Genomic DNA, 24,627 nt, shown 5'->3' on the forward strand with positions numbered 1-24,627 from the left:
ATTTAATGAAAAAACTCATTACTGAACACATTCTTAGCTATTTATCATCAGTAAAATCAGCTAATAAAGAACTGACCAAAAAAGAACTCTTCAAAGATCTGCTAAACCGCTTATACGCTAACGAAAAAAGTATCGTATCAATTTTGGATTCATTCAGCAAAGGAGCTGAAACCACTATTCTGAATATTCCCCGAAAGGATAAGATTCACAAAGGCAGCGCTGATACTCTTTATAATAATGTAATCATTGAGTTCGAAAATGATTTGAAAAAAACACTTAATCACGCCAAGGAACAATTAGCAGGCTATTTACTCGGTCAGTTTAATTCAGGCTTTGGATATAATTATACCCTAGTCGCTTCTGACTTTATACATTGGAAAGTGTTTGCTCCTGATATCTCTGCCATTGACAAACTAGATTCAATTCAAGAGCAGGATTTACTACTCAATGAAATCCCAACTGCATCGTTTACACTTACAGAAAAGAACGCGGAAGAATTCTATTATTATATTGATCGTTTCTTGTTTAAAGAGGAAAAAAGAAGGGCTTCTTTAAAATTAATTGAAGAGGCGTTTGGGTATCAGTCCACTATTTTTATCGAAAGCTTTCGAGAACTCTCGATACATTTTAATGAAGCGAAAAAGTATGGTGAAGTTCAAGTGTCATATGAACAATGGAAGAAATTTCTAAGTATTGCTTACGGATCTTTTGATGCTTCTGAAAATAATTTTTTGATCCATACTTACCTGAGTATTTTCTCTAAAATGTTGGCCTACACAGTAGTTGCAAATGACGACTACATCTCAGATGATGAAATGAAAGGCATTTTAGATGGGAGTATTTTCCATAAACTCAATATTCAAAATTTTGTTGACAATGATTTTTTCCACTGGGTAAAATCTGATAAAAACTTTAAGAACCTGAAAAAGGTATTCCGTATAATAGCGCATGAAATATCTACATTCAATTTTGAAGATGTGGATGAAGATGTATTGAAAGGAGTGTATCAAGAACTTATTGATTTAGATACAAGACATGCGCTGGGAGAATATTATACGCCCGACTGGCTCTGTGAACGGATTGTTCAAGAATTTAACTTTAAACCAGCGGATAGAATTCTAGACCCCTCATGCGGAAGTGGTTCCTTCTTGCGGGCAATCATTCACCGCATAAAGATTTTGAATCCAAATGCCACAGTAGAAGAATTGAACAATCAAGTTTACGGAATCGATATTCATCCTCTGTCGGTACAGATAGCGAAGACAACTCTTCTATTGGCTTTAGGTAAAGGAATTCGTAAATCTAAAAAGCCCATTCACCTTAACATCATTCTTGCTAACACGCTGTTGGCTCCTGAAGGGGTTCAGAATCTTTTTGGTGGAGAGTTTTCGATGAACATCGATAAGGAGAAATTCTTTTTGAACACTCAAATACTGGAAGATGTAGAACTCTTTGATGAAGCCTTGGAGGTTTGTGAGAATTTGGCCGACCAAACACTGCACAAGAAAAAGGAGACCAATGAGGTATTTTTTAAGCTGCTGACCAAGCAAGTCAATGTAAATGGTGTTACAAAGCTAGTGAGCGATAGCTTTTATAAAATCTACGAAGGCCTCAAAAACGTAAAAGAACAAGGGCGCGATAGTATCTGGAAATTTATTGTACAAAATCTCTACAAGCCCTATTTTTTGGCAAGCAAGTTTGATTACATCATCGGCAACCCACCTTGGTTTACTTACAGTTCAATTAAAAACGAGGAATACCAAAACATTTTAAACGAGCTGGCAGAAAAATATCAAGTTAAGCCCAAAAGCGTTGCCAACTTTCCGCATTTAGAAATAGCTGCCATTTTTTACGCGTACTGCAGTAGCTATTTTTTAAAGCTAGGAGGACAGATCTCATTTGTATTGCCGCGCAGCTTTTTCAGTGCAGACCATCATGACAATACAAGAAGTGGGAAGGCCAAAGGCTTTAGCATTACTAGCCTGTGGGATTTGAATGACGTAAGTCCTTTATTCAGGATACCCTCCTCTGTAATCTTCGGACATAAAAATGGCAGCAAACCAATTCCCAAAACAGGTGTCAAGGGAATCAGTTTTAGCGGAAACCTGCCAGCGCATAACTGTAATTTACAAACGGCTTTGCCCAAGCTGACCGAAGCGAATGCTACTTGGTATTATGTGAAACAAGGAAAATCAACAGCCTTCTCCACTCGAAAAGTCAAACATCAAACTGAACCTAACCCTTACAAAAATTTGTTCAAGCAAGGGGCAACTATTGTTCCCCGTAATTTCTACTTCATTGAATTAACACAGGAAGCACCACCCGATTTTGAAGATAGAGTAATTACCATTAAAACCTCAGATGATCTTAATGGAGACGCTAAACCACCCTGGAAGGAAATCCATTTCGAAGGAAGGATAGAAAGTCAGTTTATTTTTCGAACCGCCCTCTCAAAAAGTATACTTCCATTTGCTTTGCATAAACCAGCGTTAGTTGTGTTGCCCATTATTATCGAAGAAAAAACTGGGACTAAGAAGTTAGGGCTGCACGACTTCAATGAGCTACGCAGGGAAGGATACCTACATGCCTCCAAATGGTTTATGAATGCAGAGAATATTTGGGGCGTTCATCGCACTGAAAAATCAAGAAAGATGTCTAGCATAGATAGGCTCAACTTTCAACGGGGGATAACAGAACAAAACCTAGATGCTGAATATTTGGTGCTTTACAACTCATCGGCTAAAGATGCCAATGCCACAGTGGTTAAACGAAAGGACATTGACTTGCCATTTTTTGTAGAAAGCGTAACGTATGTTTTTTATACACACCAGTTAAAAGAAGCATACTATCTTACTGCGATTCTTAACTCATCATCTCCAAATGAGATGATGAAAGACTTTCAGGCAAGAGGGTTATTTGGTGCTCGCCATGTTCACAAAAAAATACTGGACGTTTATTTTCCAAAGTTCGATAAAACAAATGCGATTCATCAAGAGCTGGCCTCTCTTAGCGAGCAATGCCATCAAAAAACAACATCATTTTTAAAAAAACATCCACCCAAAGAATCGTTGGGAGCTCACCATCTTGGAAAAGTAAGGACGGATATTAAAAAAGAGCTTTCTAAAGAACTTGTTGAAATAGACAAGATTGTCAAGAAGCTGATTGGTTAATCTTACTTTTTGAAATAGTCAGGTAATTTTTTATTAGCTCACCCCACCTTCGTCATCTCCCAACCAATGATACTTTTTTTGCGAGTGGCTTCCCATCGGTACTCACCCAAAACTCCGTCTTTGCGTATCACGCGATGGCAAGGTATCAAGTAGGCAACATGGTTAGAGCCAACCGCTGAGCCCACCGCTTGCATCGCTTTTGGGTTTTCAATTTGCTGTGCAATGCCTTGGTACGTAGTTACTGAACCCAACGGCAAGCGAAGCAATGCCTCCCATACTTTTACTTGAAAGTTGGTGCCCTTCACAAACACATGAAGCTTTTGTTTTGATGGGGTAGCCGTTGCAAAAATCTGTTGAATAATTGACTGCGTAAGCAATTGATCTTGGTGAAACAACGAATTATTCCAATGCTGTTTCATTTTATTGATTTCAACCTGCGGCTCGCCATCGCTTGGCAAAAAGGATAGCCAACAAATGCCGCGCGAAGTTGCACCAATCAAAGCTGTGCCAAACGGAGTATCATGCAAGCCATACTCAATCCGCAAGCCACCACCGCTTTCTTTGTATTCTTGTGGGGTTACGGCCTCCAGCGTTGTAAACAAATCATACACGCGCGATTGGCTTGACAAGCCAGCCGATTCAGCAGCATCGATTAAATTTTTTGAATCTTGTAGCTTGTTCTTTAAATAATCAACTGTTAGGTATTGCAAAAAACGTTTCGGACTGATGCCGGCCCAATCGGTAAACAAACGTTGAAAGTGAAACGGAGAGAGGTGAACCTTCTCGGCAACTTCATCCAAGTCGGGTTGCTCCCTAAAATTTTCTTCCAAGTAACCAATGGCTTTGGCAATGCGCGAGTAGTTTAAATCTGTGTTCATGATAGTCATACAAATGTAAATTTTTGTTTCAAATGATGGTTCAAAATTGAAACCCCAAAACATTGATTTCAACCTGTTTCTTGCGCATTCTATTCATTCGTATAATCACGCCATTGATTTTGATTTAAATTCAGATAACTTGAAGCCAATAAAATCCATTTTTTATGAAGTTTTCAGTTAGCTTGTTGTTTCTACTATGTACCTTTTCCTTACAGGCGCAAAATTTTGATACAGTAAAAATCCGTCCACAAAAAATCACCGACAAAATCTACATGCTTACCGGATCCGGTGGCAATATTGGTTTGCTAATTGGCTCCGATGGTTTGCTGATGATTGATGACCAGTACGCTCCACTCTCCGCCAAAATTACGGATGCCATTAAGTCGATTTCCAAAAACAATATTCGATACGTAATCAATACCCACGTTCATGGCGATCACTCAGGTGGTAACGATAACTTTAAAAAGCAAGGAGCCACATTGGTGGCCCACGAGCAAGTGCGCACCCGAATGATGACCGAGCAATTCAATAAAAGGTTTAACAGCAAGACACCACCACGTGATAAAGAAGCTTGGCCGTCCATTACCTTTAACACCAATTTAAATTTTCATTTGAATGATGAAGATATAGACATCGTTCACCTTGACAAAGGACATACCGATGGTGACGCCATCATTCATTTTAAGAGAGCGAATGTCTTTCACGCAGGCGATGCGTTTGTTCGCTACGGCTATCCATTTATTGATTTGAGCAGTGGCGGCAGCGTAAATGGTTTCATCTCTACACTCGACAAATTTTTACTGCTATTAGACGACAACTCAAAAATTATTCCCGGCCACGGAGCATTGGCTACCAAGGCAGATGTAAAACAGTTGCGTGATGAATTGGTTGACATTCGCGACCAAGTGTTGGCCGCTTTAAAAAAGGGAACAAAAGTTGAAGATTTAGGAGCTTTAGGTATTACTGATAAATACGAAGCAAAACTCGGGAAGGGGTTTATTAAAGGAAAAGATTTTGTGATGATTGTAGCAGAGAGTTTGGCAAATAAGCAATAGTGATGTTTTTTAGCCATGGCGTCAGCTTTTTGGACATTAGAGGATGGAAGAGGATTTGCCAGAAACTGGCATTATGCTTCACATACTTTGGAATTGATAGTTGCGGAGCTACAAACAATTGAGGGGCTTCTGATTTTGCCAAATACCTAAGTGAAATGATATACCGACCAGATGAAGGTGATACCCCAAATGGTTTTGGTGGCTTTATTCGTGGAAACGAAGTGATTATGATCAATTTCGACCTAAGAACATTTTCACCTAAAAATCGAAGGTATTTCTGGCGTGCAAGCCAAAATGTCTATTCCAAAATCAAACTAGCGGACAACGAGAAATACAAACCAATCCAATTCTTATTGCATAGATTATTAGATATGCACAAAAGGATTACTAAAAAGGAGAATCCAATGTTATTAAACGACATGTCAATCATAGTGCCAGCGCCAAACTAAAAACTTGGACCTTGGCCTTAGAAAACATTAGTGATTGCCCTCACGCAATGCCCACAAGGCCGGTAGCCTAGTTTGATGGCTTCGTCTTCAGATTCGAAGAAAACACGATTTTCTTTTTTCATTCGCTTGCCCGATTTGCAATGGAGTGTTCCGAATATTTTTAACTTTTTGTTCCCCGCCAATCGGATTTTTCCAATTTTGATTTGACCACGCAAAAAATTAGCTGAAATCGTAGAATGAGAAATCATTATAAAATCTTTAAATTATCTCCTTTTCAAATTAAATCGCATCATGAAAGATAATTCCCAATGCAAACCGCTTGCCCGCTTGTAAAGGGCTGACACCATGTTTCATTTTTGCTTTATAATACCCTTTTGTGCCAAGTATTGGTCTAAAGTTGGTAGTAAAGATAAGTGCATCGCCTTGATGGAGATTGATTACTTGTGCTTTTGATTGCGCCCGAGGCAATTGTTCCACTAATACAAATTCACCTCCTACAAAATCTACGGTAGGGTCACTAAGCTGGAAGACTACTTGAAAAGGAAAGTACACTTCTCCATATAAATCTTGGTGAAGTGTGTTGTACCCACCCTCTTCGTATTTAAGAATGAGTGGAGTGGGTCTTACTTGCTGTTTGCGATTACATTGTTCAATAAATTCAGTGTGTTCCTTGGGAAACACCGTATCAATTGATAGCCGTTTCATCCATTCATTGGCTACTTTGGCTAACTGCGGATAAAGATTCTCTCGTAATTCTTTTATTATAATAGGCAAAGGATAGTTGAAGTATTTATACTCCCCCTTTCCAAATCGATACCGCTGCATGTTGATGGTACTTCGGTATAGATTTTCCTGCTGGTAAAGATTGATTAATCCCTCACATTGTTCTTTTGATAAACTGGAAGCCAGTTTTACAAATCCATTGGCATCTAAATTTTGTGATGCTTCTTCCGAGATAATGTAATTTGCATTTTGCATGTCCAAATATTCTAACGATGAGTAATTTAACCAACCCGTTTCTTGCTATTTAACTTTATTGGATTGCAATTCACCAATTTTTCATCCACCTTTCCGTATGCAAAAATTCTATTTGCCAACGCCTCACGAATTCAGTTTTGAATTGTGTCTAGAATTTCTAAAACGGTCGCCAAAAGAAAAATTACATACTGTTGAAGGCATAGCAGTATTAAAGCATCTGTACATAGAAGATCAATCTGTTTTGATTCGGGTGAGCGGTAAAACGAATCGGTTGATGGTTGAAGTGCTAACGGATGAAGTATCCGATTCAATAATCAATCGCATTAAACTTTTTGTTTCAGAATGGTTTGATTTGGCCGCTGACCTTAAGGCATTTTATACGATGGTGAAAAAAGATGCGCTATTGGGTGATTTAGTAAAAAAATATTTTGGGTATCGAGTGGTGGGACAACCAGATTTGTATGAATCACTTATTTGGGCGGTGCTGGGCCAGCAAATCAATTTAACTTTTGCCTACACCTTAAAGCAGCGATTTGTTGAGCAGTTTGGTAAATCGATTGAATGGACGGGTAATCAATTTTATCGGTTTCCAGATTATGAAATAGTGGCGCAATTAAAACCCGAAGACTTGTTGCCGCTTCAATTTTCCAAACAAAAAGCAATTTATACAGTAGGCATTTCACAAGCCTTTGCAGAGGGACGGATGTCAAAAGAAAAGTTAGTGGGCTTAAATCTTACGCAAGCCAAAGAAGAATTGATCAAAATAAAAGGCATTGGCAACTGGACTGCCAACTATGCGTTAATGAAAACCTTTCGTTATCCAGATGCTTTTCCGTTGGAAGATGCAGGCGTGCACAACGCCATTAAAAATCTAAAAGGATTGAAAGTAAAACCATCGCTCGATCAAGTCAGGCGCATCTTTAAGAAATACAAAGGCTGGGAGGCGTATGCCACGCTCTATTTGTGGAAGAGTCTTTGAAGATGGTAGTTGGTAAGTGGTAATTGGTAAATATATAAATAAATGACACCTCTTACTACTTACCACTTACCTTTCACCACTTAAGCGCTCTTCAACTCAATCCGAAAAGTAGTGCCTTGGTTTTCTTCGGAAGATTTTACAAATATTTTTCCTTCGTGATAGATTTCGATAATTCGCTTGGCCAAGGTAAGCCCTAACCCCCAACCTCTTTTTTTGGTGGTGAAGCCCGCCTTAAAAACATTGCCAATTAATTTTTTGGGAATGCCTTTGCCGGTATCTGATAAGTCAATCAATACTTTTCCCTCGCTGCCGCGTAATATTTTTATAGTAATGGTGCCGGTATTGCCCATGGCATCTACAGCGTTTTTGCATAAATTTTCTACCACCCACTCAAATAATGGTGCGTGTACTTTTGCTTTGATGGATTCCGAAAGTGTGTACACTTCAATTTTTACTTTGGCCGAAACACGCGGCTGCAAATACGAAACCACATTGTTTACCAACTGATAAATGTTTTCATTTTTTAATACAGGTGTTGACCCAATGCTGGAAAAACGTTCGGTTACCATGCGCAGCTTTTGAATGTCTTTGTCGAGTTCGTCCACAATGCCTTTCTTTTTTAACTCTGGGTCATCGCGCAATACTTCAATCCACGCCATTAACGAAGAGAGGGGCGTGCCCAACTGATGAGCGGTTTCTTTTGCCAACCCAACCCACACACGATTTTGCTCGGAGGTTTTGGAATAGTTAAAAGCCAGGTAAGAGATAAAACCAAAAATGGCCAGAATGGCAATCTCGATGTAGGGATAGGCGATCAGTTCAGAAAGCAAAAATGAATTTTTATAATACACCCGCTGAAGGGCAAACACTTTTTGTGTGATTTGATCTTTTAGTAAAATCTCAATGGGTGGATAGGTTTTAATCATATCGGCCAATTCTTCTTTCAACACTTTATCTTTTCGGGCGTTGCTCCAAGACGAGTCGATATCGATGTTGGTGAAGGAGATGATGTTATTTTTATCATCGGTTAGAATAGTGGGGATAGAATTGTTTTTATTGATGATCTCTTCTGTAATAAACACAATGTTGTTTTCGGTGTCGTTGATGGTGTACTCAATGGCACGTGCCACTAGTTTTACCTGATTACGCTCACGCTCTTTAAGTTGAGAGACCAGCACATTGGTAAAAACAATAGTGCCTACACTAATGAGCACCGAGACCACCAAGATGACCCACTTCAGGTTAGTGTTATCCCGATAAAACTCTACAGAAACAGGTGAATTGGGGTTGCCTGGCATAACTCAAAAATAGGCAAAAAAAATCCGGAGTGTATAGGCTCCGGATTTGATAACGGTCAATCGATATTATTCTCGCATCATAAACCATTTGGCCAATACTTTCCAGCTTACTTTGGTCCCCGACATTAAAATACCTACACGGTAAATGCGTCCCGCAATCCAGGTGGTGAAAATGAAACCTGCAATGAGTAAAACCATCGATAAAGCCAATTGCCAATCGGGAACATCGTTTGCAATTCTTGCCACCATAATAATTGGGGAAGTAAATGGAATCATCGATAGCCAAAAGCTTACGGATCCGTGCGGATCTTCCAAAACAAACAGAATTAAACCAAAATAGGCAATGATCAATGGTATTGTAATCGGAAATTGAAATTGCTGTGACTCTTGAATTGATTCAACGGCTGAACCAACAGCAGCGAATAATGCCCCGTACAAAAGATAACCACCTATAAAATAGAAGACGAATACAAAAGCTATTTTACTCCATGGTAAATCTATTAATTCAGTTATCATCTTTTCCGTTTTGCTTTTCTGTGCTTGCACCGCTTCTTTGGCTTCTGGAGATTTTTCATACTTCTTTTGTACTTGCTCCATCATTTGTTTTTGCGGAGACTTGAAACCAATACTCATTGCAAGCGGTGTGAGTAAACTAATGATGATTATCCAAATAATGAACTGCGCTAGACCTACAGAAGCGATTCCAACAATCTTTCCCAACATTAATTGAAAAGGCTTCACAGAAGAAACAATTACCTCTACAATTTTTGAAGTCTTCTCATCGATTACACCTTGCATAATTTGAATGCCATAAATGAATATGAACATATAAATTAAAACGCCCAATGCTGTACCTACAATTGTCAATAATGCTGAATTACTTTTCTTTTCCTTTCCGTCTTTTAGGTTAATTTGCTCTAAATCAACATCGGTTTTGAGGTTCTTCAATGTTTCATTGTCAATTTTGTATTCTTCTAATTTCAAATCATGAATTCGATCTTCAATTAGTGAGGTTAAATTTCCAATTTTTTCGATTCCTGAATTTTCTAATGTATAGATTACGAATCCCTTTGGTTTATTGATATCGAATGTTGGTATATATAGAAGCGCAAAATCTTTTGTCTGTTTATAAACGTTTTTTGCATCTTCTAGTGAATCTCGTGTTTTAATGAAGGTAAAATCTTTTGAGTTGGTAAATTCAAATTTTCCACTTTTATCCACTACATGCACAACCGATGGCTTGGCAGATTCGGACTCAATTTTTTTTAAGTAGCCAAGGCCAGCGAAAATAGCCGGAAAAATAAGTGGCACTAATATGGTAGTAATGAGAAATGATTTTTTTTGAACTCGGTTCAAAAACTCGCGTTGTATAATCAACCAAATTTTGTTCATATTTTTTTGTGGTAATGATGGTAATTTATTTTTGACTGCAAGGTTTGCTTCTGTTCATCGGCTGCGACCGGAAGCACGTAGCCTGTTGCTATATTCAAACTTCTTGCAAATGTTTTCGTAAGGCTTCATCGCCATCGGCTTTTACCAAACCGATAAAGATGTCAGCCATTGTTGGCAATTTTTCTTGAAAGCTGTAGAGCTCGGTAATGTCCACCAAATCGCGGATCACTTGATTGCCTTTGATGCCTGCGGCTGCTTTGATGGTGGTTGTGTATAAATCTTCTTCAATTTTAACCTGACTCTTTACTTCGTATTTCTCGCTGGGTAATTGGAAGTGATTGCCGCGGTGTTCTATTAAAAATGTGTTCGTGCGGTAACTTTCTTTTACTTGCTTCTTAGGCCCTTCCAAAATCTTTTTTGATTTGTTGATCAACGCAATGTGGTCGCACAATGATTCCACCGTTTCCATTCGATGCGTAGAGAAAATAATGGTGCTGCCATTTTCTTTCAGTTCTAAAATTTTCTCGGTAATCAATTGCGCATTCACCGGGTCGAAGCCAGAGAAGGGCTCATCTAAAATAATCAACTTGGGTTCGTGCAGTATGGTGCTGATAAATTGCACTTTTTGCGCCATGCCCTTGCTTAGATCTTCTACTTTTTTGTGCCACCAATCTTTGATCTCAAATTTTTCGAGCCAAATTTTTATTTTGGCCAACGCATCTTTGCGGCTCAAGCCTTTGAGTTGTGCCAGGTACAAAAGCTGGTCGCCCACTTTCATCTTTTTGTAAAGACCACGCTCTTCGGGCAAGTACCCGATAATTTCAATGTGGCTCGGTTTTAATTTTTCTCCGAACACCAGAATCTCACCACTGTCTGAATTGATGATTTGATTGATGATGCGAATGAGGGTGGTTTTGCCTGCACCATTTGGCCCCAGCAGACCAAAAATGGTTTTTTCGGGAATGGTGATGCTAACATTGTCGAGGGCTTTGTGTTGCGAGTAAACCTTACTCACATCTTTAACTAATAATGCTTCCACAGGGTATGTTGGTTTTTTTTGGAATAAGTACCAAAAGTAACAACAGGATTACAATTAGGGAAGGGAAAGTTGTTATTCGCTGGATACTAGATACTAGATTCTGGATACTAGATTCTGGATTCTGGATACTAGTATCTAGAATCCAACATCTATTCCCTAGCGTGGTTCTTTAAACACAATCTTTCCCATCGATACATCAAGGTCGAAGGAGAGGGCACCTTTGGTGCTTTTGTTGTAGGCTTCGTTGGCAAATTTATTCTCACCAATTTTCTTTAAGCTTTTGCACAGGTTGATGCTACACAACCACGAATCGTTGATGGTGACAACCACCGGGGTATCTTCGCTGGGCAATCCGATAATCAAGTTGCCGGCACCAACGCTGCCAATTACCCGCTGTGTGGTGATGGCTTTTTGATCGAAGTCGAGCAGCATGTTGCCAAAACCTACATCGGCCACTACCACTTTGGCGCGTGAAAGGTTTAGTTGACGCGCATTTACACTGCCCATGTCTATCTTCACAAAAAAAGTATCCATGTTCATTTTATTTTCAAGGCCCGATCCGTAGTTGATGTTAACATCGGCACTGGCGGTTTTGATCTTTAGCTTTTGAATGGATAAACCCGAAAGATCGATGTTGGCATTGCCCAAGCCATAATCCAAATCCAAAAAATAGGGCATCGATTCGGTGAGATATACCTTCCAAAATTTGTCAGAAGATTTTTCGCTTCGGCCAAACACCTGATACGAAATGCTTTTACCCACACCTTGCTCGGCTTCTTGCTCTAAGGCAAGTTTTACCATGCAGGTTTTATCTTTGATTTCGGTGCTAAAGTTGTGGTTGTATTCTTCTAGATTTTGATTGCTGTAAACGGCTAGCAGTTCCTCATTTTGCGTGGAGCGGATAAAGCAATTACCCGTTTTTGATTTTAGTTGAAGTTTTACCGACTGACAACCTTCATTTGATTCAACAGAAAATTGCTTTTTGATCTGGGCGATGGAAGTTCCCCCGATTAACCCCAAAAAAATGAAAAGCCCACTTTTTATCATCTAAAATAACTACTGTTTTTACGACAATATCGATTACAAGGTTCGCTCATGTAAGAAAGGTTTTTTTTCAAAAAAAATAAACCCGTAAGGAGGTATTACGGGTTTATCTACGAAAGGTTGTATAATCTTAAAAAATTTATCCGAAGTATTCCTTCATTTTTTCAAAGAACCCTTTCTCGTTGGCATCGGGGCTGGGTTGAAAATTAGGTGATGATCGCAACGATTCGATCTTGGTTTTTTCTTCAGGGCTTAGTTTTTTGGGCACCCACACGTTGATGTAGATCAGTTGATCGCCCGTGCTGTAGCCGTTTACGTCTTTCAACCCTTTTCCGCGCAAGCGCAAAATGCGCCCGCTCTGCGTGCCGGGGTCAATTTTAATGCGCACTTTGCCACCGATAGAAGGAACTTCTACGGAAGTGCCAAGGGCGGCATCTACAAAGCTGATGTGCAAATCAAAAATCAGGTTATGCCCATCGCGCTTTAAGTGTTTGTCTTCTGTTTCTTCTATCAATATCAACAAATCACCGGGAATGCCTCCACCGGGTGCCTCGTTCCCCTTGCCAGCCATCGATAGCTGCATGCCATCGGCCACACCGGCTGGAATTTTTACGGAGATTAAATCTTCTTTTGAAATCAAACCTGAGCTATCAACTCCCGAAGGGCGTTTGTCAATACTTTGACCTGCGCCATTGCAAGTTGAGCATGTGCTGGCGGATACCATTTGGCCCAGCATGGTGTTCACCACCTTGCGCACTTGCCCCGTGCCTTGGCAGGTAGGGCAGGTTTTAAAGGTAACGCCATCGGCAACAGTAAGCCGGTTGACTTTTATTTTTTTCTCAACGCCATTGGCAATCTCATCGAGTGTAAGTTTTAGTTTGATGCGCAGGTTAGAACCTTTGCGCTGGCGCGAACGACCGCTGCCACCTCCAAAGAAGCTATCGAATGGGCTGCCACCGCCTCCACCAAAGATATCTCCAAACTGGCTGAAGATGTCTTCCATGTTCATTTCATGGCTGCTGTAGCCACCGCCACCACCTGGGCGGTTGTGCCCAAAGCGGTCGTACTGGGCGCGTTTGCTTTCATCGCTCAGCACTTCGTAAGCTTCGGCTGCTTCTTTAAATTTTTCTTCAGCCTCTTTGTTGCCCGGATTTTTATCGGGGTGAAATTGTATGGCTGTTTTGCGATAAGCCTTTTTTATCTCTTCTGACGAAGCGCCTTTGCTTACACCCAGTATTTCGTAGTAATCTCTTTTTGCCATTTTTTCGATGTTGGAAGTTTGAGGTTAGATGTTCGAAGGGTTTGGGTTATTGATTTGTTTTGGTTTCCCAATTTTGATGAAGTTTCGTAAGCATTTTGCCTATGTGGTCGAATTTATCTTCGAAATTTTTGTATTCATAAGTTGAAATATATCCACAGTCTGATGCGAATGAAATCCAGTTTTGGCTTTCGCCATTTGAACCCAACGCATCAATCAAATGATTCTTAAATTTATTTTCATAATGTCTTTTCGACCAACCTTCAACAATATTTGCACTTACCGACCTTAAGGAGCGTACGAGTTGAGACGTTAAAGAATACAATTCTTCTTTTGGAAACCTTCTTGAAATTCGAAACAAGTCCATTGCTACTTCGTACGATAACTTGTACACATCTAAATCCTTAAAAGACTTTACCATTTTCAAACTTCGAATTTCCAGCCTCTAACCTCGAATTTCTAACTTCCAACAACAACTTTTGCAAACCTGATTACTTTGTCATTTAACAAATATCCCTTCTCCACCACATCTACTACTTTGCCTTTCAGTTTTTCTTCGGGTGCTGGTATTTGGGTGATGGCCTCGTGCAAGTCGGGGTTGAAGTCTGCGCCAGCGGCCTCCATTGCTTTTACGCTGTATTGCTCCAATATTTTTTTAAACTTGTTCTGAATCAGAAAAAATCCTTCGGCTGCTTTATCGGTTTTGTCAGGAAAAGTTTTCTCTGCCCGCTCAAAATCATCGGCTACGGATAGCAGCGATTTTAGCAACTGCTCGTTGGCCGATTGAATCATGTCCAGCTTCTCTTTGGCCGAGCGCCTACGGAAGTTATCGAACTCGGCATACAAGCGCACATATTTGTCTTTGGCCTCTGCCAATTCGTCTTGCAGCTTTTTGGTGGCATCAACGGGCGAGGCCGTGGTGGTTCGCTCGGCCTCGGGCGTTTGGCCGGGAATCTCTACTTCTGGGGTTGAATCATCGTGTTTGCTCAATTCAGGTTCTGGATGAACAGTATTTTCCATTGCAAATGGGTTAAATGGGCTGCAAAATGACAATAATTTTGCCAAACGACCAAGCGTGACAATAAGACGGGAAATTGGGTTGTTGGCGGTTGGTTAATTGGGACTTGAGGGTTAGGTGTTAGGGGTTAGCGGGGCTGCTGAAAGCCAGCTATTTTGGAGTGATTTACGCAAGCCCACAAGGAGGGAGTTGCGTATATTTGGAGTTAGGGGCAATAGAATGAATCGACCAACACGACAATTTAGTTTAATAATAGTGACTCTGAGTTTGTTCAATTGTAACCCCGTGGACAAAAAGCAGAACAACGAAATATTTGCTGGACACCAAATTTCATTCTACTTGACCCATGACAATATTCCACAAGCTTGTAAGGATTTATTCAGTAAAGTGGAACATCCTGCAGACGATACAAAAACCTTGGCGTTGTTGGACAGTTTACTAACGACCAATTCAGAAACGGGACCATTTTATTTCCTAACAGTAACGCGGACTATTGAGAAAGCGGACGGGGCCTACTCTGAATCCTTAGGACTAATTGGAAAACAATATTTGGAGAAGCGAACAAAGGAATTTGTTAAATATTTTATTGACGAATCCTTGCTGACAGACAATGACTTTGAGAATTGGGCAAAGATAGTTGCAGGAGAAATCCAAATATCAGCCGAGGGACAAGAGAAGGAAGAATTGGAGAGATTAGAGAATCAGTTGATTTTAAATTGTAATACTTGTTCCGTGGGACAAATCGGAAAGGTTAAAGACTTCGTGGACAGAGTGAGATACTACTGCCCCTAACACAGTGCTTATGCAATAGCGGGGTGTCGTGTTGTATCTTCGTTTTGTTTTCATAATTTCGTTCTGCTTGTGGGACAGGGCGAAGTTTCAAAATCCCGCTACTGACATAAGCACAAATCGTTAGTGCTTTCTCGTTGGACAGACTTTTTGACAACAGACGGAGAAAAAGAATGGCGAAAAAGAGACGAAGAGTTTGATAACGACATTGCAGATAGAACCGAACTGATAGACAAATGGAATGAAAGTTGGACTTGTTTGTTTAACGCAATAAATCCATTAACTGATAACGACTTGGCAAAAGAAATTTTCATACGAAACCAAGGACATTCGATTACAGAAGCCATAAACCGTCAACTTGCACATTATCCCTATCACATTGGACAAATTGTTTTTATTGGAAAAATGTTATGTAATGACAAGTGGACTTCACTGTCAATTCCGAAAGGAAACTCGAAAGAATACAATGCAGGAAAATTTTCTAAACCAAAACATAAACAACATTTTACAGACGAATATTTGAAAAGAGAAAAATAAAACTGCCACTAATAAGGGTTTTGCGTCAGGCGGGCTGAAGTGCAAAATCAGGTTTTGTACTCGGCTTCGATTTCCCACCCGAACGCAAAGCCCCGAATCGTTGGTGGCAAGCCTCCCTATTCTGAAAAAGAATTGATTTCCAAAGCTAACGTTACGTCCATCCGGACACCTTCCCATCGATTGAAATTTTGCTATCTTGACGGAGTCCTTTGCAAGGCCGATGTACGCGTTGGTGCATAATAGCCCGAGGCAATCCTGGTTGGAATGTAAAAAGCCTTCCTGTTCTAGCAAGAAGGCTTTGAGATGATTTCAGTGGTGGGCTCTCGCGAGTACCCCGTTCAGAATACTTTCATGTCAAAGATACATTCCCTTAGGGCATTTTTGAACAATCACTTAAAAAATGTTTTATGAAAGATCTATCAATGGAAGTAGTCAACCCCAATGCAGCCGGAATTGATATTGGGAGCCGTTCTCATTTTGTTGCTGTTGGGCAAAAAGAAGAGGATGTGAAAGAGTTTGGTGTTTACAATGAAGACTTATCGTCCCTTGCCAAATGGTTGTCCGATCACGGGATAAAGACGGTGGCCATGGAAAGCACAGGAACCTATTGGCAGAATTTGTTCACCGTACTACAAGGAGCTGGGTTTGAGGTAATTTTGTGCAACGGGAAGTTTACCAAGAACATTAAAGGGAAGAAGAGTGATGTGCAGGATTGTCAATGGATACAAAAATTGCACACCCTTGGATTGTTGAGCGGGAGTTTTTTACCCGATCAAGCAACCGAACAGCTCCGCACGTATTGCCGTCATCGGATGAATTTGATAGAACAGGGTGCCGATACAATACGTAAATTACAGAAGTACCTGCGGCTGTTAAATTTCCGCTTGGATATAGTGGTCAATGATGTGACCGGCTTGACAGGGCTTTCCATTATTAAAGCGATCTGCAAGGGTGAGACCGATCCAGAAAAGCTGGCTTCCCTGCGCAATGGGAACTGCAAGAAATCGGAAGAGGAGATCGCCAAGGCATTGCAATATAATGGGCGTAAGGATTATCTTTTTGCCCTGAGGCACGAATATGAAATGTATGTTACCCTTCAGTCACGTATAGAGGAGTGTGACGCAGAGATCAATACTTTATTGAAAGCGCAAATCAGCAGTGACGAGAATAAAAAGCAACACCATATTGAAAAGAAGGTACATAAGCGGGTGAACAAGAACAACCCCAAGAACATTGACATCAACCTGCTCTCATATCAATACTTTGAAGGCACAGACTTATTATCCATTGAAGGGCTGGGCCATTCCACGGTTCTTACCATCATGAGTGAGGTGGGGAATGGGATATATAAATTCAATACAGCCAAGCAGTTTGCTTCATGGCTCAGGCTATCGCCCAATAACAAAATCAGTGGTGGGAAAGTACTGAGCAACAGAATACCCAAAGGTAGCAACCGCTTAAAAATTGCACTGCGCAATGCAGCCAATGTGATTGGGAACCTAAAAGGCACAGCGCTATCCGATTTCTTCAAAAGGATCGCTTTTCGCAAAGGAAGGGTGTCAGCTATTTCAGCAACAGCCAGAAAGTTGGCCGTCATCATTTGGAACATGCTGGTCAAGAAGATCCCATACAAGCCGGAAAACACCTATGAATTCCTAGATCAAAAAAGAAAGAGGAAAGTAATGGAAATGAAAAAGCTAATTCATAAGTTTGATATAACACCTGACGACCTCGGATTGCAATTGAATATCAGCAACTTGTGAAACGTTAGTCAGAATTTTATAGAACAGCAAATAAAACAAAAAACATTAACAGAATGAAATACAATTCTCTTGGGTTTTTCCTATTTCTGACAACTTTTTCATTTGGACAAATTCCAAATAAATTAACTCCAACAGACAAAGTATATGGTCTCTCGAAGTTTTGGCAAGAAGTAAATTACAATTTTGTTTATCTTGACAAAGTAGATAGAACAATGTGGGATAATCGCTATCGTGAGCTAATTCCTATTGTTCAAAACACCAAAAACGATTATGAATATTATCGTGAACTTCAAAAGTTTTGTGCTTTACTAAAAGATGGACACACTAACGTATATTTCCCACAAGGTATTGAGCAAATGAACACTATGTTTGGAGATTATCGTCTTTTTATAGAAAACATTGATGGAAAAGCAATTATTGTAAGGACAAATTTTAGCAAGAAAGATGAAATCCCATTTGGAAGTGAAATAACTGAGGTTAATGGAAAAACAACCGAAAAATATGTAGAGGAAAATGTAGCGCCTTATATTTCATCATCAACAAATTATGTAATGAAAGATTGGAGTATTGGAAGATTATTAAGTGGTTTAGAAGGAGAAGTATTTAAAATAAAGATTAGAAAACCTTATAATCAAATTATTGAATTAACACTTACCCATAAAAATACAGAAGAAAAAGAAGTTTATCCTGCTTTTGAGCCTGACCACCAACTTTTGGATTTCAAATGGATAAATAATCAAATTGCTTACGTGTCTTTAAATTCTTTTGAGGACGAAAAAATTGATAGTTTATTTATTCAAAAACTACCCGAATTATATAAAGCAAAAGCACTAATAGTAGATTTAAGATATAATGGAGGTGGTAGTACAAATATTGGAACTGCAATATTTCAATATCTTACAAATGACAAAATTCTTTACGGTGCCAAAAATTCAAGCAGACTTCATATTCCTACTTTCAAGGCTTGGGGAAATTATATTGAACCCAAGGATAGTACAAAAAATGAGTGGAATAAAAAAGCATATTTGAGTTTCAAAGATAAATTTTATTATAATTTCGATTATGAAGCGGATACAATAAAATTAGATGCTAAAAGAATTGTTGTTCCCACAGTTTTATTAATGGGACATAATACAGCCTCAGCAGCAGAAGATTTTTTGATTTATGCAGACAATCAAAAACATATGACAAGAATTGGAGAAAATTCATTCGGAAGCACAGGGCAACCATTTGTTTTTGAATTGCCAGGTGGTGGTTCGGCACGTATTTGCACAAAGAAAGACACTTATCTAGACGGAAGAGAATTTGTTGGATATGGAATAAAACCAGATATAATCGTAAAAAGAACACTCAACGATTATTTAACAAAAAAAGATCCAGTTATGGAAAAAGCAATTGACCATTTAAAGCAGAAACTAAGATAAAAACTGCCACAGAGACTAAAGTCTGGACGTTCCTCTTTAATTCCCGACTGATGGCAGATTTGTGGCAACCGACAGCCGTGGCCATCTCCTCTTTCGTTTTGCCTGCTTTTAAAAGTCTGCCAATTACATACCTTTGTTTTTGGACAAGTTGTTTATATTTTGTCATTGCAACTCAAGTTTAACTTAGAACTGATGCGTCCATACATTTTAAAAGAAACCAATTGGAAGGCCATTCAAGAAACAAAATTTGAAGTGGCTGTTTTGCCTTGGGGCGCCACCGAGGCGCACAACTATCACTTGCCTTATGGAACGGACATCATCGAAGCGGAAGAGATTGCAGCCGAAGCAGCACGATTGGCATGGGAGAAAGACGCAAAAGTAATCGTCTTGCCCTGCATTCCATTTGGAGTCAACACAGGACAATTTGATGTAACACTCGACATTAATATGAACCCCAGCACACAGTTGGCTGTTTTGCACGATGTGACAGATACGCTCAACCGACAAGGCATTCATAAGCTGATTATTTTTAACAGTCACGGGGCCAATCATTTTAACAATGTCATCCGCAAATTGGGCTTAAAATTTCCAGACATGTTTTTGTGTGCCTGTAATTGGTTTCAGTCGGTTGACCAAAAACTCGTTTTTGAAAACAAAGACGACCATGCTGGCGAAATGGAGACGAGCGTCATCATGCACCTTCAACCCAATTTAGTGCGACCGCTCTCAGAAGCGGGTGATGGCAAAGCGAAGAGATTCGTTTTCACCGCCATGCAAGAAGGCTGGGGGTGGGCCGAGCGCAGGTGGACGGCAGTAACAAAAGATACTGGGGTTGGCGATCCAAGCAAAGCATCCGCAGAAAAAGGAAAAGGATTTTTTGAAGCAACAACGCAAAAGGTGAGCGAGTTTTTTATCCAAGTGGCTAAAACCGCCAGAGAAAATTTTTATTCCTAGTCTCGTCTACATCAGTTTATCAAATCTTAATTCTAAAATCACAAATCTAAAATCAGCATATGTTGAACGAAATTAAGGAAGCCACCGACTACCTAAAAAAACACGGAATCGATAAGCCAGAAGTTGGCGTGATTTTAGGAACAGGTTTGGGAAATATTTTTGTGAAGGAAATCAAAAACCCCATCGAGATAAATTACAACTCCATTCCGCACTTTCCTGTCTCCACAGTGGAGTTTCACAAAGGCAAATTGATTTACGGCATGGTAAAAGGTAAAAAAGTGTTGGCCATGCAAGGCCGCTTTCACTATTACGAAGGTTACAGCATGCAAAAAATTACGTTGCCAGTGCGCGTGATGAAAATGCTGGGAGTAGAAAATTTGTTGATTTCAAATGCCGCAGGCAACATGAATTTGAAATGGAAAAAAGGTCAGTTGATGTTGATTGATGACCATATTAATCTGCAACCAGATAACCCGCTACGTGGAGAAAACTTTGAGGTATTGGGGCCGCGCTTTCCGGATATGAGTCAACCCTATTCAAAGAAGCTCAACAGCCTGCTCGCTAAAATTGCGAAAGAGAAAAAAATCAAACTGAACCAAGGCGTGTACGTAGCCGTGATGGGCCCCAACTTGGAAACACGAGCCGAGTATCGGTTTCTTCATCAAATCGGTGCCGATGCTGTAGGCATGAGCACTGTGCCTGAAGTATTGGTGGCCAACCACATGGGGTTACCCTGCTGCGCGGTTTCTGTTTTAACGGATGATTGCGACCCCGACAATTTAAAACCGGCCGTGATTTCTGAAATTATTGCCATTGCAGGAAAGGCGGAGGCCAAGCTGACGGAGCTCTATGTCGAGTTGATTGGTCGACTGTAATTCTTTTTACAATTCATGACACTTTTAAGCCAATTGATGTAATTATTCTATCATCGCTGCAACTCTGAGGACATTTTGGGCGTCTATTCTGCAAAACCATCCCTTATTGTCATGAAGAAGATTTTTTTACACATCACGTTTGTATTATTTTCAGTTTGTGCCATTGCACAAGAAAAAGGTGAGGGCTACCATCTTGACAAAGAATATCCTATCGCGGCTATCGGTACCCTTACTCTCAAATGCTCTGATGCGAAGGTTTCTATTTCAGGAACAAATCGCAGCAATGCCCATGTAAAAATCAACCGCCTAGTGACTACCAAAGGGTGGGTATTTGGCAGCCACGATGAGTTTTCGGTGGATGTAAACCAGAATGCCGGCAATCTTGAAATTGAAGAGCACAAACGCCATCAAGTGTCTGGGGTAATTGGCTACTTTAGTGAAAAATATACCATTGACATCATCGTGCCACAAGGTGTGAGTTTGACCATCAAAGGCGATGATGGCGATTACAAAATTAAAAACGTAGATGGGGCAATTTCCATTGATGTTGACGATGCAGACATTGATTTAGCCGGTTGCTCTGGAAACCGTTTCAACTTTAAACTGGATGATGGCGATGTGACCATGGATGAAGGCAAAGGTGAATTGGAAATTGATGCGGACGATGGTGATGTACAAATTTCAAATGCACATTTTTCGTCTATCAATGCCGACATGGACGATGGCGATTTGCTGATTGAAACCGACTTAGTTGACAATGGCCGCTATTTTATCCAAGCTCAAGATGGCTTGGTGGCACTCACCATCACCAACGGTGGTGGCAAGTTTGAAATAAGGCATGATGATTCGCGTATTACCACCGAGGGTAGTTTTGCCACGATAAATGAGTCGGATGAGCGCACGAGTGTGGAGCTGGCCAACGGAAATGCCAATGTGGAAATAAGAACGGATGATGCTAGAGTGAGATTGGTGAAACGCTAATTACACGTCACAAATCTTCACCGCCTTTTCCAGCGATTCCAATTTTTTTGGATTGGCCGGAATGAACTCTTGGGCCACATAACCTGTAAATCCGGTATCGACAATCGCCTTCATAATGGCTGGGTAATAAAGTTCTTGAGTATCGTCTATCTCGTGCCGACCGGGAACTCCCCCTGTATGAAAATGTGAAATGTACTTGATATTTTTTCGGATGGTGGCAATCACATCTCCCTCCATAATTTGCATATGGTAAATGTCATAGAGTAGTTTGAAGTTTGGCGAGCCCAATTTTTCGCAAAGCTTCACGCCCCAATTGGTGTAATCACATTGATAATCTTTGTGGTCCACTTTGCTATTGAGCAATTCCATGCTGACAAGCAGGTTGTACTTTTCAGCAATCTTCATCACCGGCTCCAACCCGCGCGCACAATTTTCTAAACCTTGCTCATAACTGAGCCCATTTGCATTGCCGCTAAAGCAGATTACATTTTTCAAACCCGCTTCGGACGCTTTCGGAATATTTAATGAATAGTCTTTCAATAGTTGCTCGTGGAAAGCAGGATTGTTAAATCCCTTTTGTAATCCCCAATCATTTGCGTAAGCCATCGCACACGTTAGTCCGTACTTAGCGGCAGTTGCCCATTGTGTGGAATTCAGCAAGTCAATGGATTTGATGCCCATTCTTTTAGCGGCAGCACACAACTCATCCAAGGGAATGTCACTATAACACCACTGGCAAACAGAGTGATTGATTTTTCCTTTTATGGCATCGGGCAGTGCTTCCATCGATTTTGAAATTTGTGGCAATGCCATTGCTCCAAGAGCAGTGGCAGCCATTTTTTTGATTGCTTGATTACGATTCATATTTTTTATTTCTCAGTTCTAACCACCGTTCCATCTTTCATCACCCACTTCACTTTCCGCAAATCAGATATTGAACTTGAAGGATCACCTGTTACAATCAGCAAATCAGCTTTCATCCCTTCTTTGATAAACCCAAATTGATTCTCTAAATGAAAGGCCCGTGCATTTACGCTGGTGGCCGCTTTCAACACATCTAAAGGCTTCATCCCGTATTCCACCATCAATTCCATTTCCAACACATTTTCGCCATGCGGAAAAACACCCACATCGCCACCCATGCCAATAGCCACACCCGATTCCATCGCAGCCTTGAAACTTTTCTTTTTGTTTACCACGTTGGCCGGATCAGGTGCCACGCCTTTCTTCCATCCTCTGTATTGGGTAATCATATCTACTGCCGCCAGTGTGGGCATAAATGTTACGTTATGTTCCTTCATCAGTTTGCCCGTCTCCACATCAATAAAATCTCCGTGCTCAATCGTTTCGGCCCCGGCAAGCACGGCCCGTTTAATCGCTTCTTTTGATTTGGCGTGGCACACCATCGCGCGACCGCTGCTACGCGTGACTTCATTGATGAGTTTCAATTCATCTAACGTGAACGAAGGCTGGTCTTCGCCTTGCAAACCCCACCGATAGTCGGCATAAATTTTTATAAAGTCAGCACCTTTGCCAATTTGATCGCGCACCACGCGCACCAAATCATTTCCATCTGCCGGCTCGGCACCTAACATAATTTCCTGATCGTGGTCGTAACCTTTCGGACCATACGAACCGGTGGAAACAATGGCTCGACCCGCCACCATCAACCGAGGCCCCGGCACAATTCCTTCATTGATAGCACGCTTGAGTGCCACATCGGAATAGCCTGCACCTTCCGTTCCCAAATCGCGCGCGGTAGTGAAGCCCGCCATCAAGGTATTTTTGGCATGCACAGTGGCGCGAACGGTTCGATAAGCGTCCGTTTCTTTCAGTACCTGTGTATCCCAATCCGTAATATTGTAAGGATATAAAAATAAGTGTGAGTGCCCTTCAATCAGTCCGGGTGTGAGCGTAGAATTGGGATAGTTAATCTTGACGGCATTGGCAGGCGCATTGATTTTTTCTTTGGGTCCAACAGCAACAATCTTGTCGTTTTCGACTAATACCGCCCAACCCGTGTGAATTATTTCACCATCAAAAATGCGATCGGCCGTGATGTAATAACTTTTAGCTGTTTGCGCATACGAAGTGAAAGCAACTAATGAGAATAAAAAAACCGATATAAATCGCATGGGTTTAGATTTTGGAAAAGAAAAGATACGGGAATTGCCACAAACAAAAAAACCCTTTCGAGATGAAAGGGTCTTTGAAACAATAAGTAAGGAGAATACTCAAATTGCTTTTAGGGCAGCATCGTAGTTTGGTTCTTCGCCAATTTGAGGCACTAGTTGATTGTACTTTACTTTCCCGTTGCCATCGATCACCACCACTGCACGGGCAAATAATCCCGCGAAAGCGGAGTCCAACAACTCTACACCATATGCCTTGCCAAATCCACGACTACGAAAATCGGAAAGTGTAATGACTTTGTCTATTCCTTCCGCGCCACAAAAGCGTTTCATGGCGAAGGGTAAATCTTTGGAGATGCATAAAACAACGGTGTTATCCATAGATGCCACTCGTTTGTTGAATTCGCGCGTGGAGGTTGCGCACACATTTGTATCAATGCTGGGAAAAATATTGAGCACTACATTTTTTCCAGAAAAATCTTTTAACGACACATCTTTCATGTCGTTTGCGGTTAAAACAAACTCAGGTGCCGGAGCGCCTGAAGAGGGAAGCTCGCCAATCGTATTGGCGGGGTTGGGGCCTAATTTGGTATGTGCCATTTTAAATTTATGAT

The 24,627-nt window shown here is 40.6% G+C and carries 25 protein-coding genes; 11 read left to right on the plus strand and 14 right to left on the minus strand.

Features of this window, described 5'->3' with window-relative positions; translation table 11 throughout:
- Positions 1–5: 5 nt before the first annotated feature.
- A complete protein-coding gene (locus KA713_18025) occupies positions 6–3,170 on the plus strand; it encodes an SAM-dependent DNA methyltransferase (GenBank protein ID UXE66328.1) in 3,165 nt (1,054 codons plus the stop codon).
- 38 nt (positions 3,171–3,208) lie between these two features.
- Here the strand turns inward: KA713_18025 and KA713_18030 are convergent, their stop codons facing one another.
- A complete protein-coding gene (locus KA713_18030) occupies positions 3,209–4,057 on the minus strand; it encodes a methylated-DNA--[protein]-cysteine S-methyltransferase (GenBank protein ID UXE66329.1) in 849 nt (282 codons plus the stop codon).
- A 155-nt stretch (positions 4,058–4,212) separates the two neighbouring features.
- Between KA713_18030 and KA713_18035 the strand changes: the two genes are divergently transcribed.
- A complete protein-coding gene (locus KA713_18035) occupies positions 4,213–5,103 on the plus strand; it encodes an MBL fold metallo-hydrolase (GenBank protein UXE66330.1) in 891 nt (296 codons plus the stop codon).
- Positions 5,104–5,258: 155 nt separating this feature from the next.
- Positions 5,259–5,552: a hypothetical protein gene (locus tag KA713_18040; protein ID UXE66331.1), complete on the plus strand. Its 294-nt coding sequence runs from the start codon at positions 5,259–5,261 to the stop codon at positions 5,550–5,552.
- Positions 5,553–5,569: 17 nt separating this feature from the next.
- On the opposite strand, the gene KA713_18045 is transcribed toward KA713_18040, so the two are convergent.
- Together KA713_18045 and KA713_18050 are read right to left on the minus strand one after the other, a co-directional pair.
- On the minus strand, positions 5,570–5,800 hold the full coding sequence (locus KA713_18045) for a metal-binding protein (GenBank protein ID UXE66332.1): 231 nt from the start codon (positions 5,798–5,800) through the stop codon (positions 5,570–5,572).
- Between the two features lie 31 nt (positions 5,801–5,831).
- The gene (locus KA713_18050) at positions 5,832–6,530 is read right to left on the minus strand and encodes a 2OG-Fe(II) oxygenase (protein ID UXE66333.1); all 699 of its coding nucleotides are present in this window, start codon (positions 6,528–6,530) and stop codon (positions 5,832–5,834) included.
- 97 nt (positions 6,531–6,627) lie between these two features.
- On the opposite strand from KA713_18050, the gene KA713_18055 reads away from it, so the two are divergent.
- Positions 6,628–7,509, plus strand: coding sequence for a DNA-3-methyladenine glycosylase 2 family protein (locus KA713_18055; GenBank protein UXE66334.1), 882 nt, complete (start codon positions 6,628–6,630; stop codon positions 7,507–7,509).
- An 80-nt stretch (positions 7,510–7,589) separates the two neighbouring features.
- Here the strand turns inward: KA713_18055 and KA713_18060 are convergent, their stop codons facing one another.
- The 7 genes from KA713_18060 to KA713_18090 all read right to left on the minus strand — a co-directional run bounded on the left by KA713_18060 (position 7,590) and on the right by KA713_18090 (position 14,560).
- Positions 7,590–8,807: a HAMP domain-containing histidine kinase gene (locus KA713_18060; protein UXE66335.1), complete on the minus strand. Its 1,218-nt coding sequence runs from the start codon at positions 8,805–8,807 to the stop codon at positions 7,590–7,592.
- 66 nt (positions 8,808–8,873) lie between these two features.
- Positions 8,874–10,199, minus strand: coding sequence for an ABC transporter permease (locus KA713_18065; GenBank protein UXE66336.1), 1,326 nt, complete (start codon positions 10,197–10,199; stop codon positions 8,874–8,876).
- Between the two features lie 94 nt (positions 10,200–10,293).
- Positions 10,294–11,238 carry an ATP-binding cassette domain-containing protein gene (locus KA713_18070; GenBank protein ID UXE66337.1) on the minus strand — a complete coding sequence of 315 codons (945 nt, stop codon included), beginning with the start codon at positions 11,236–11,238 and terminating at the stop codon, positions 10,294–10,296.
- Positions 11,239–11,394: 156 nt separating this feature from the next.
- A complete protein-coding gene (locus tag KA713_18075) occupies positions 11,395–12,285 on the minus strand; it encodes a hypothetical protein (GenBank protein ID UXE66338.1) in 891 nt (296 codons plus the stop codon).
- A 136-nt stretch (positions 12,286–12,421) separates the two neighbouring features.
- Complete coding sequence (gene dnaJ / locus KA713_18080; GenBank protein UXE66339.1) at positions 12,422–13,543, minus strand: molecular chaperone DnaJ; 1,122 nt, start codon at positions 13,541–13,543, stop codon at positions 12,422–12,424.
- 46 nt (positions 13,544–13,589) lie between these two features.
- Positions 13,590–13,961, minus strand: a complete 372-nt coding sequence (locus tag KA713_18085) for a four helix bundle protein (protein UXE66340.1) — start codon at positions 13,959–13,961, stop codon at positions 13,590–13,592.
- 38 nt (positions 13,962–13,999) lie between these two features.
- A complete protein-coding gene (locus KA713_18090) occupies positions 14,000–14,560 on the minus strand; it encodes a nucleotide exchange factor GrpE (GenBank protein UXE66341.1) in 561 nt (186 codons plus the stop codon).
- Between the two features lie 283 nt (positions 14,561–14,843).
- On the opposite strand from KA713_18090, the gene KA713_18095 reads away from it, so the two are divergent.
- The 4 genes from KA713_18095 (at position 14,844) to KA713_18110 (ending at position 19,071) form a co-directional block, all read left to right on the plus strand.
- On the plus strand, positions 14,844–15,350 hold the full coding sequence (locus KA713_18095; protein UXE66342.1) for a hypothetical protein: 507 nt from the start codon (positions 14,844–14,846) through the stop codon (positions 15,348–15,350).
- A gap of 123 nt (positions 15,351–15,473) precedes the next feature.
- Positions 15,474–15,884, plus strand: a complete 411-nt coding sequence (locus KA713_18100) for a DUF1572 family protein (protein UXE66343.1) — start codon at positions 15,474–15,476, stop codon at positions 15,882–15,884.
- A 407-nt stretch (positions 15,885–16,291) separates the two neighbouring features.
- Positions 16,292–17,647 (plus strand): IS110 family transposase, encoded by a 1,356-nt coding sequence (locus KA713_18105; GenBank protein ID UXE66344.1) that lies wholly within the window; start codon positions 16,292–16,294, stop codon positions 17,645–17,647.
- Positions 17,648–17,700: 53 nt separating this feature from the next.
- Entirely contained in the window at positions 17,701–19,071 is a 1,371-nt protein-coding gene (locus KA713_18110) for a peptidase S41 (GenBank protein UXE66345.1), read from the plus strand.
- On the opposite strand, the gene KA713_18115 is transcribed toward KA713_18110, so the two are convergent.
- Entirely contained in the window at positions 19,028–19,237 is a 210-nt protein-coding gene (locus tag KA713_18115; GenBank protein UXE66346.1) for a helix-turn-helix domain-containing protein, read from the minus strand. The two genes, KA713_18110 and KA713_18115, sit on opposite strands and share 44 nt — an antisense overlap.
- Positions 19,238–19,263: 26 nt before the next feature.
- Here KA713_18115 and KA713_18120 point away from each other — a divergent pair, with 26 nt between their 5' ends.
- The 3 genes from KA713_18120 to KA713_18130 all read left to right on the plus strand — a co-directional run bounded on the left by KA713_18120 (position 19,264) and on the right by KA713_18130 (position 21,881).
- A complete protein-coding gene (locus KA713_18120) occupies positions 19,264–20,025 on the plus strand; it encodes a creatininase family protein (protein ID UXE66347.1) in 762 nt (253 codons plus the stop codon).
- A 59-nt stretch (positions 20,026–20,084) separates the two neighbouring features.
- On the plus strand, positions 20,085–20,900 hold the full coding sequence (locus KA713_18125; GenBank protein UXE66348.1) for a purine-nucleoside phosphorylase: 816 nt from the start codon (positions 20,085–20,087) through the stop codon (positions 20,898–20,900).
- Between the two features lie 111 nt (positions 20,901–21,011).
- A complete protein-coding gene (locus KA713_18130; GenBank protein UXE66349.1) occupies positions 21,012–21,881 on the plus strand; it encodes a DUF4097 family beta strand repeat protein in 870 nt (289 codons plus the stop codon).
- Here KA713_18130 and KA713_18135 read toward each other — a convergent pair whose 3' ends face one another.
- From KA713_18135 to tpx, 3 genes are all read right to left on the minus strand, one after another.
- Positions 21,882–22,745, minus strand: coding sequence for a TIM barrel protein (locus KA713_18135; GenBank protein ID UXE66350.1), 864 nt, complete (start codon positions 22,743–22,745; stop codon positions 21,882–21,884).
- 5 nt (positions 22,746–22,750) lie between these two features.
- Positions 22,751–24,007, minus strand: a complete 1,257-nt coding sequence (locus KA713_18140; GenBank protein UXE69183.1) for an amidohydrolase family protein — start codon at positions 24,005–24,007, stop codon at positions 22,751–22,753.
- A 108-nt stretch (positions 24,008–24,115) separates the two neighbouring features.
- Positions 24,116–24,613, minus strand: a complete 498-nt coding sequence (gene tpx / locus KA713_18145) for a thiol peroxidase (protein ID UXE66351.1) — start codon at positions 24,611–24,613, stop codon at positions 24,116–24,118.
- Positions 24,614–24,627 lie beyond the last annotated feature (14 nt).

The sequence above is a fragment of the Chryseotalea sp. WA131a genome (genome assembly GCA_025370075.1).
GTDB lineage: Bacteria > Bacteroidota > Bacteroidia > Cytophagales > Cyclobacteriaceae > ELB16-189.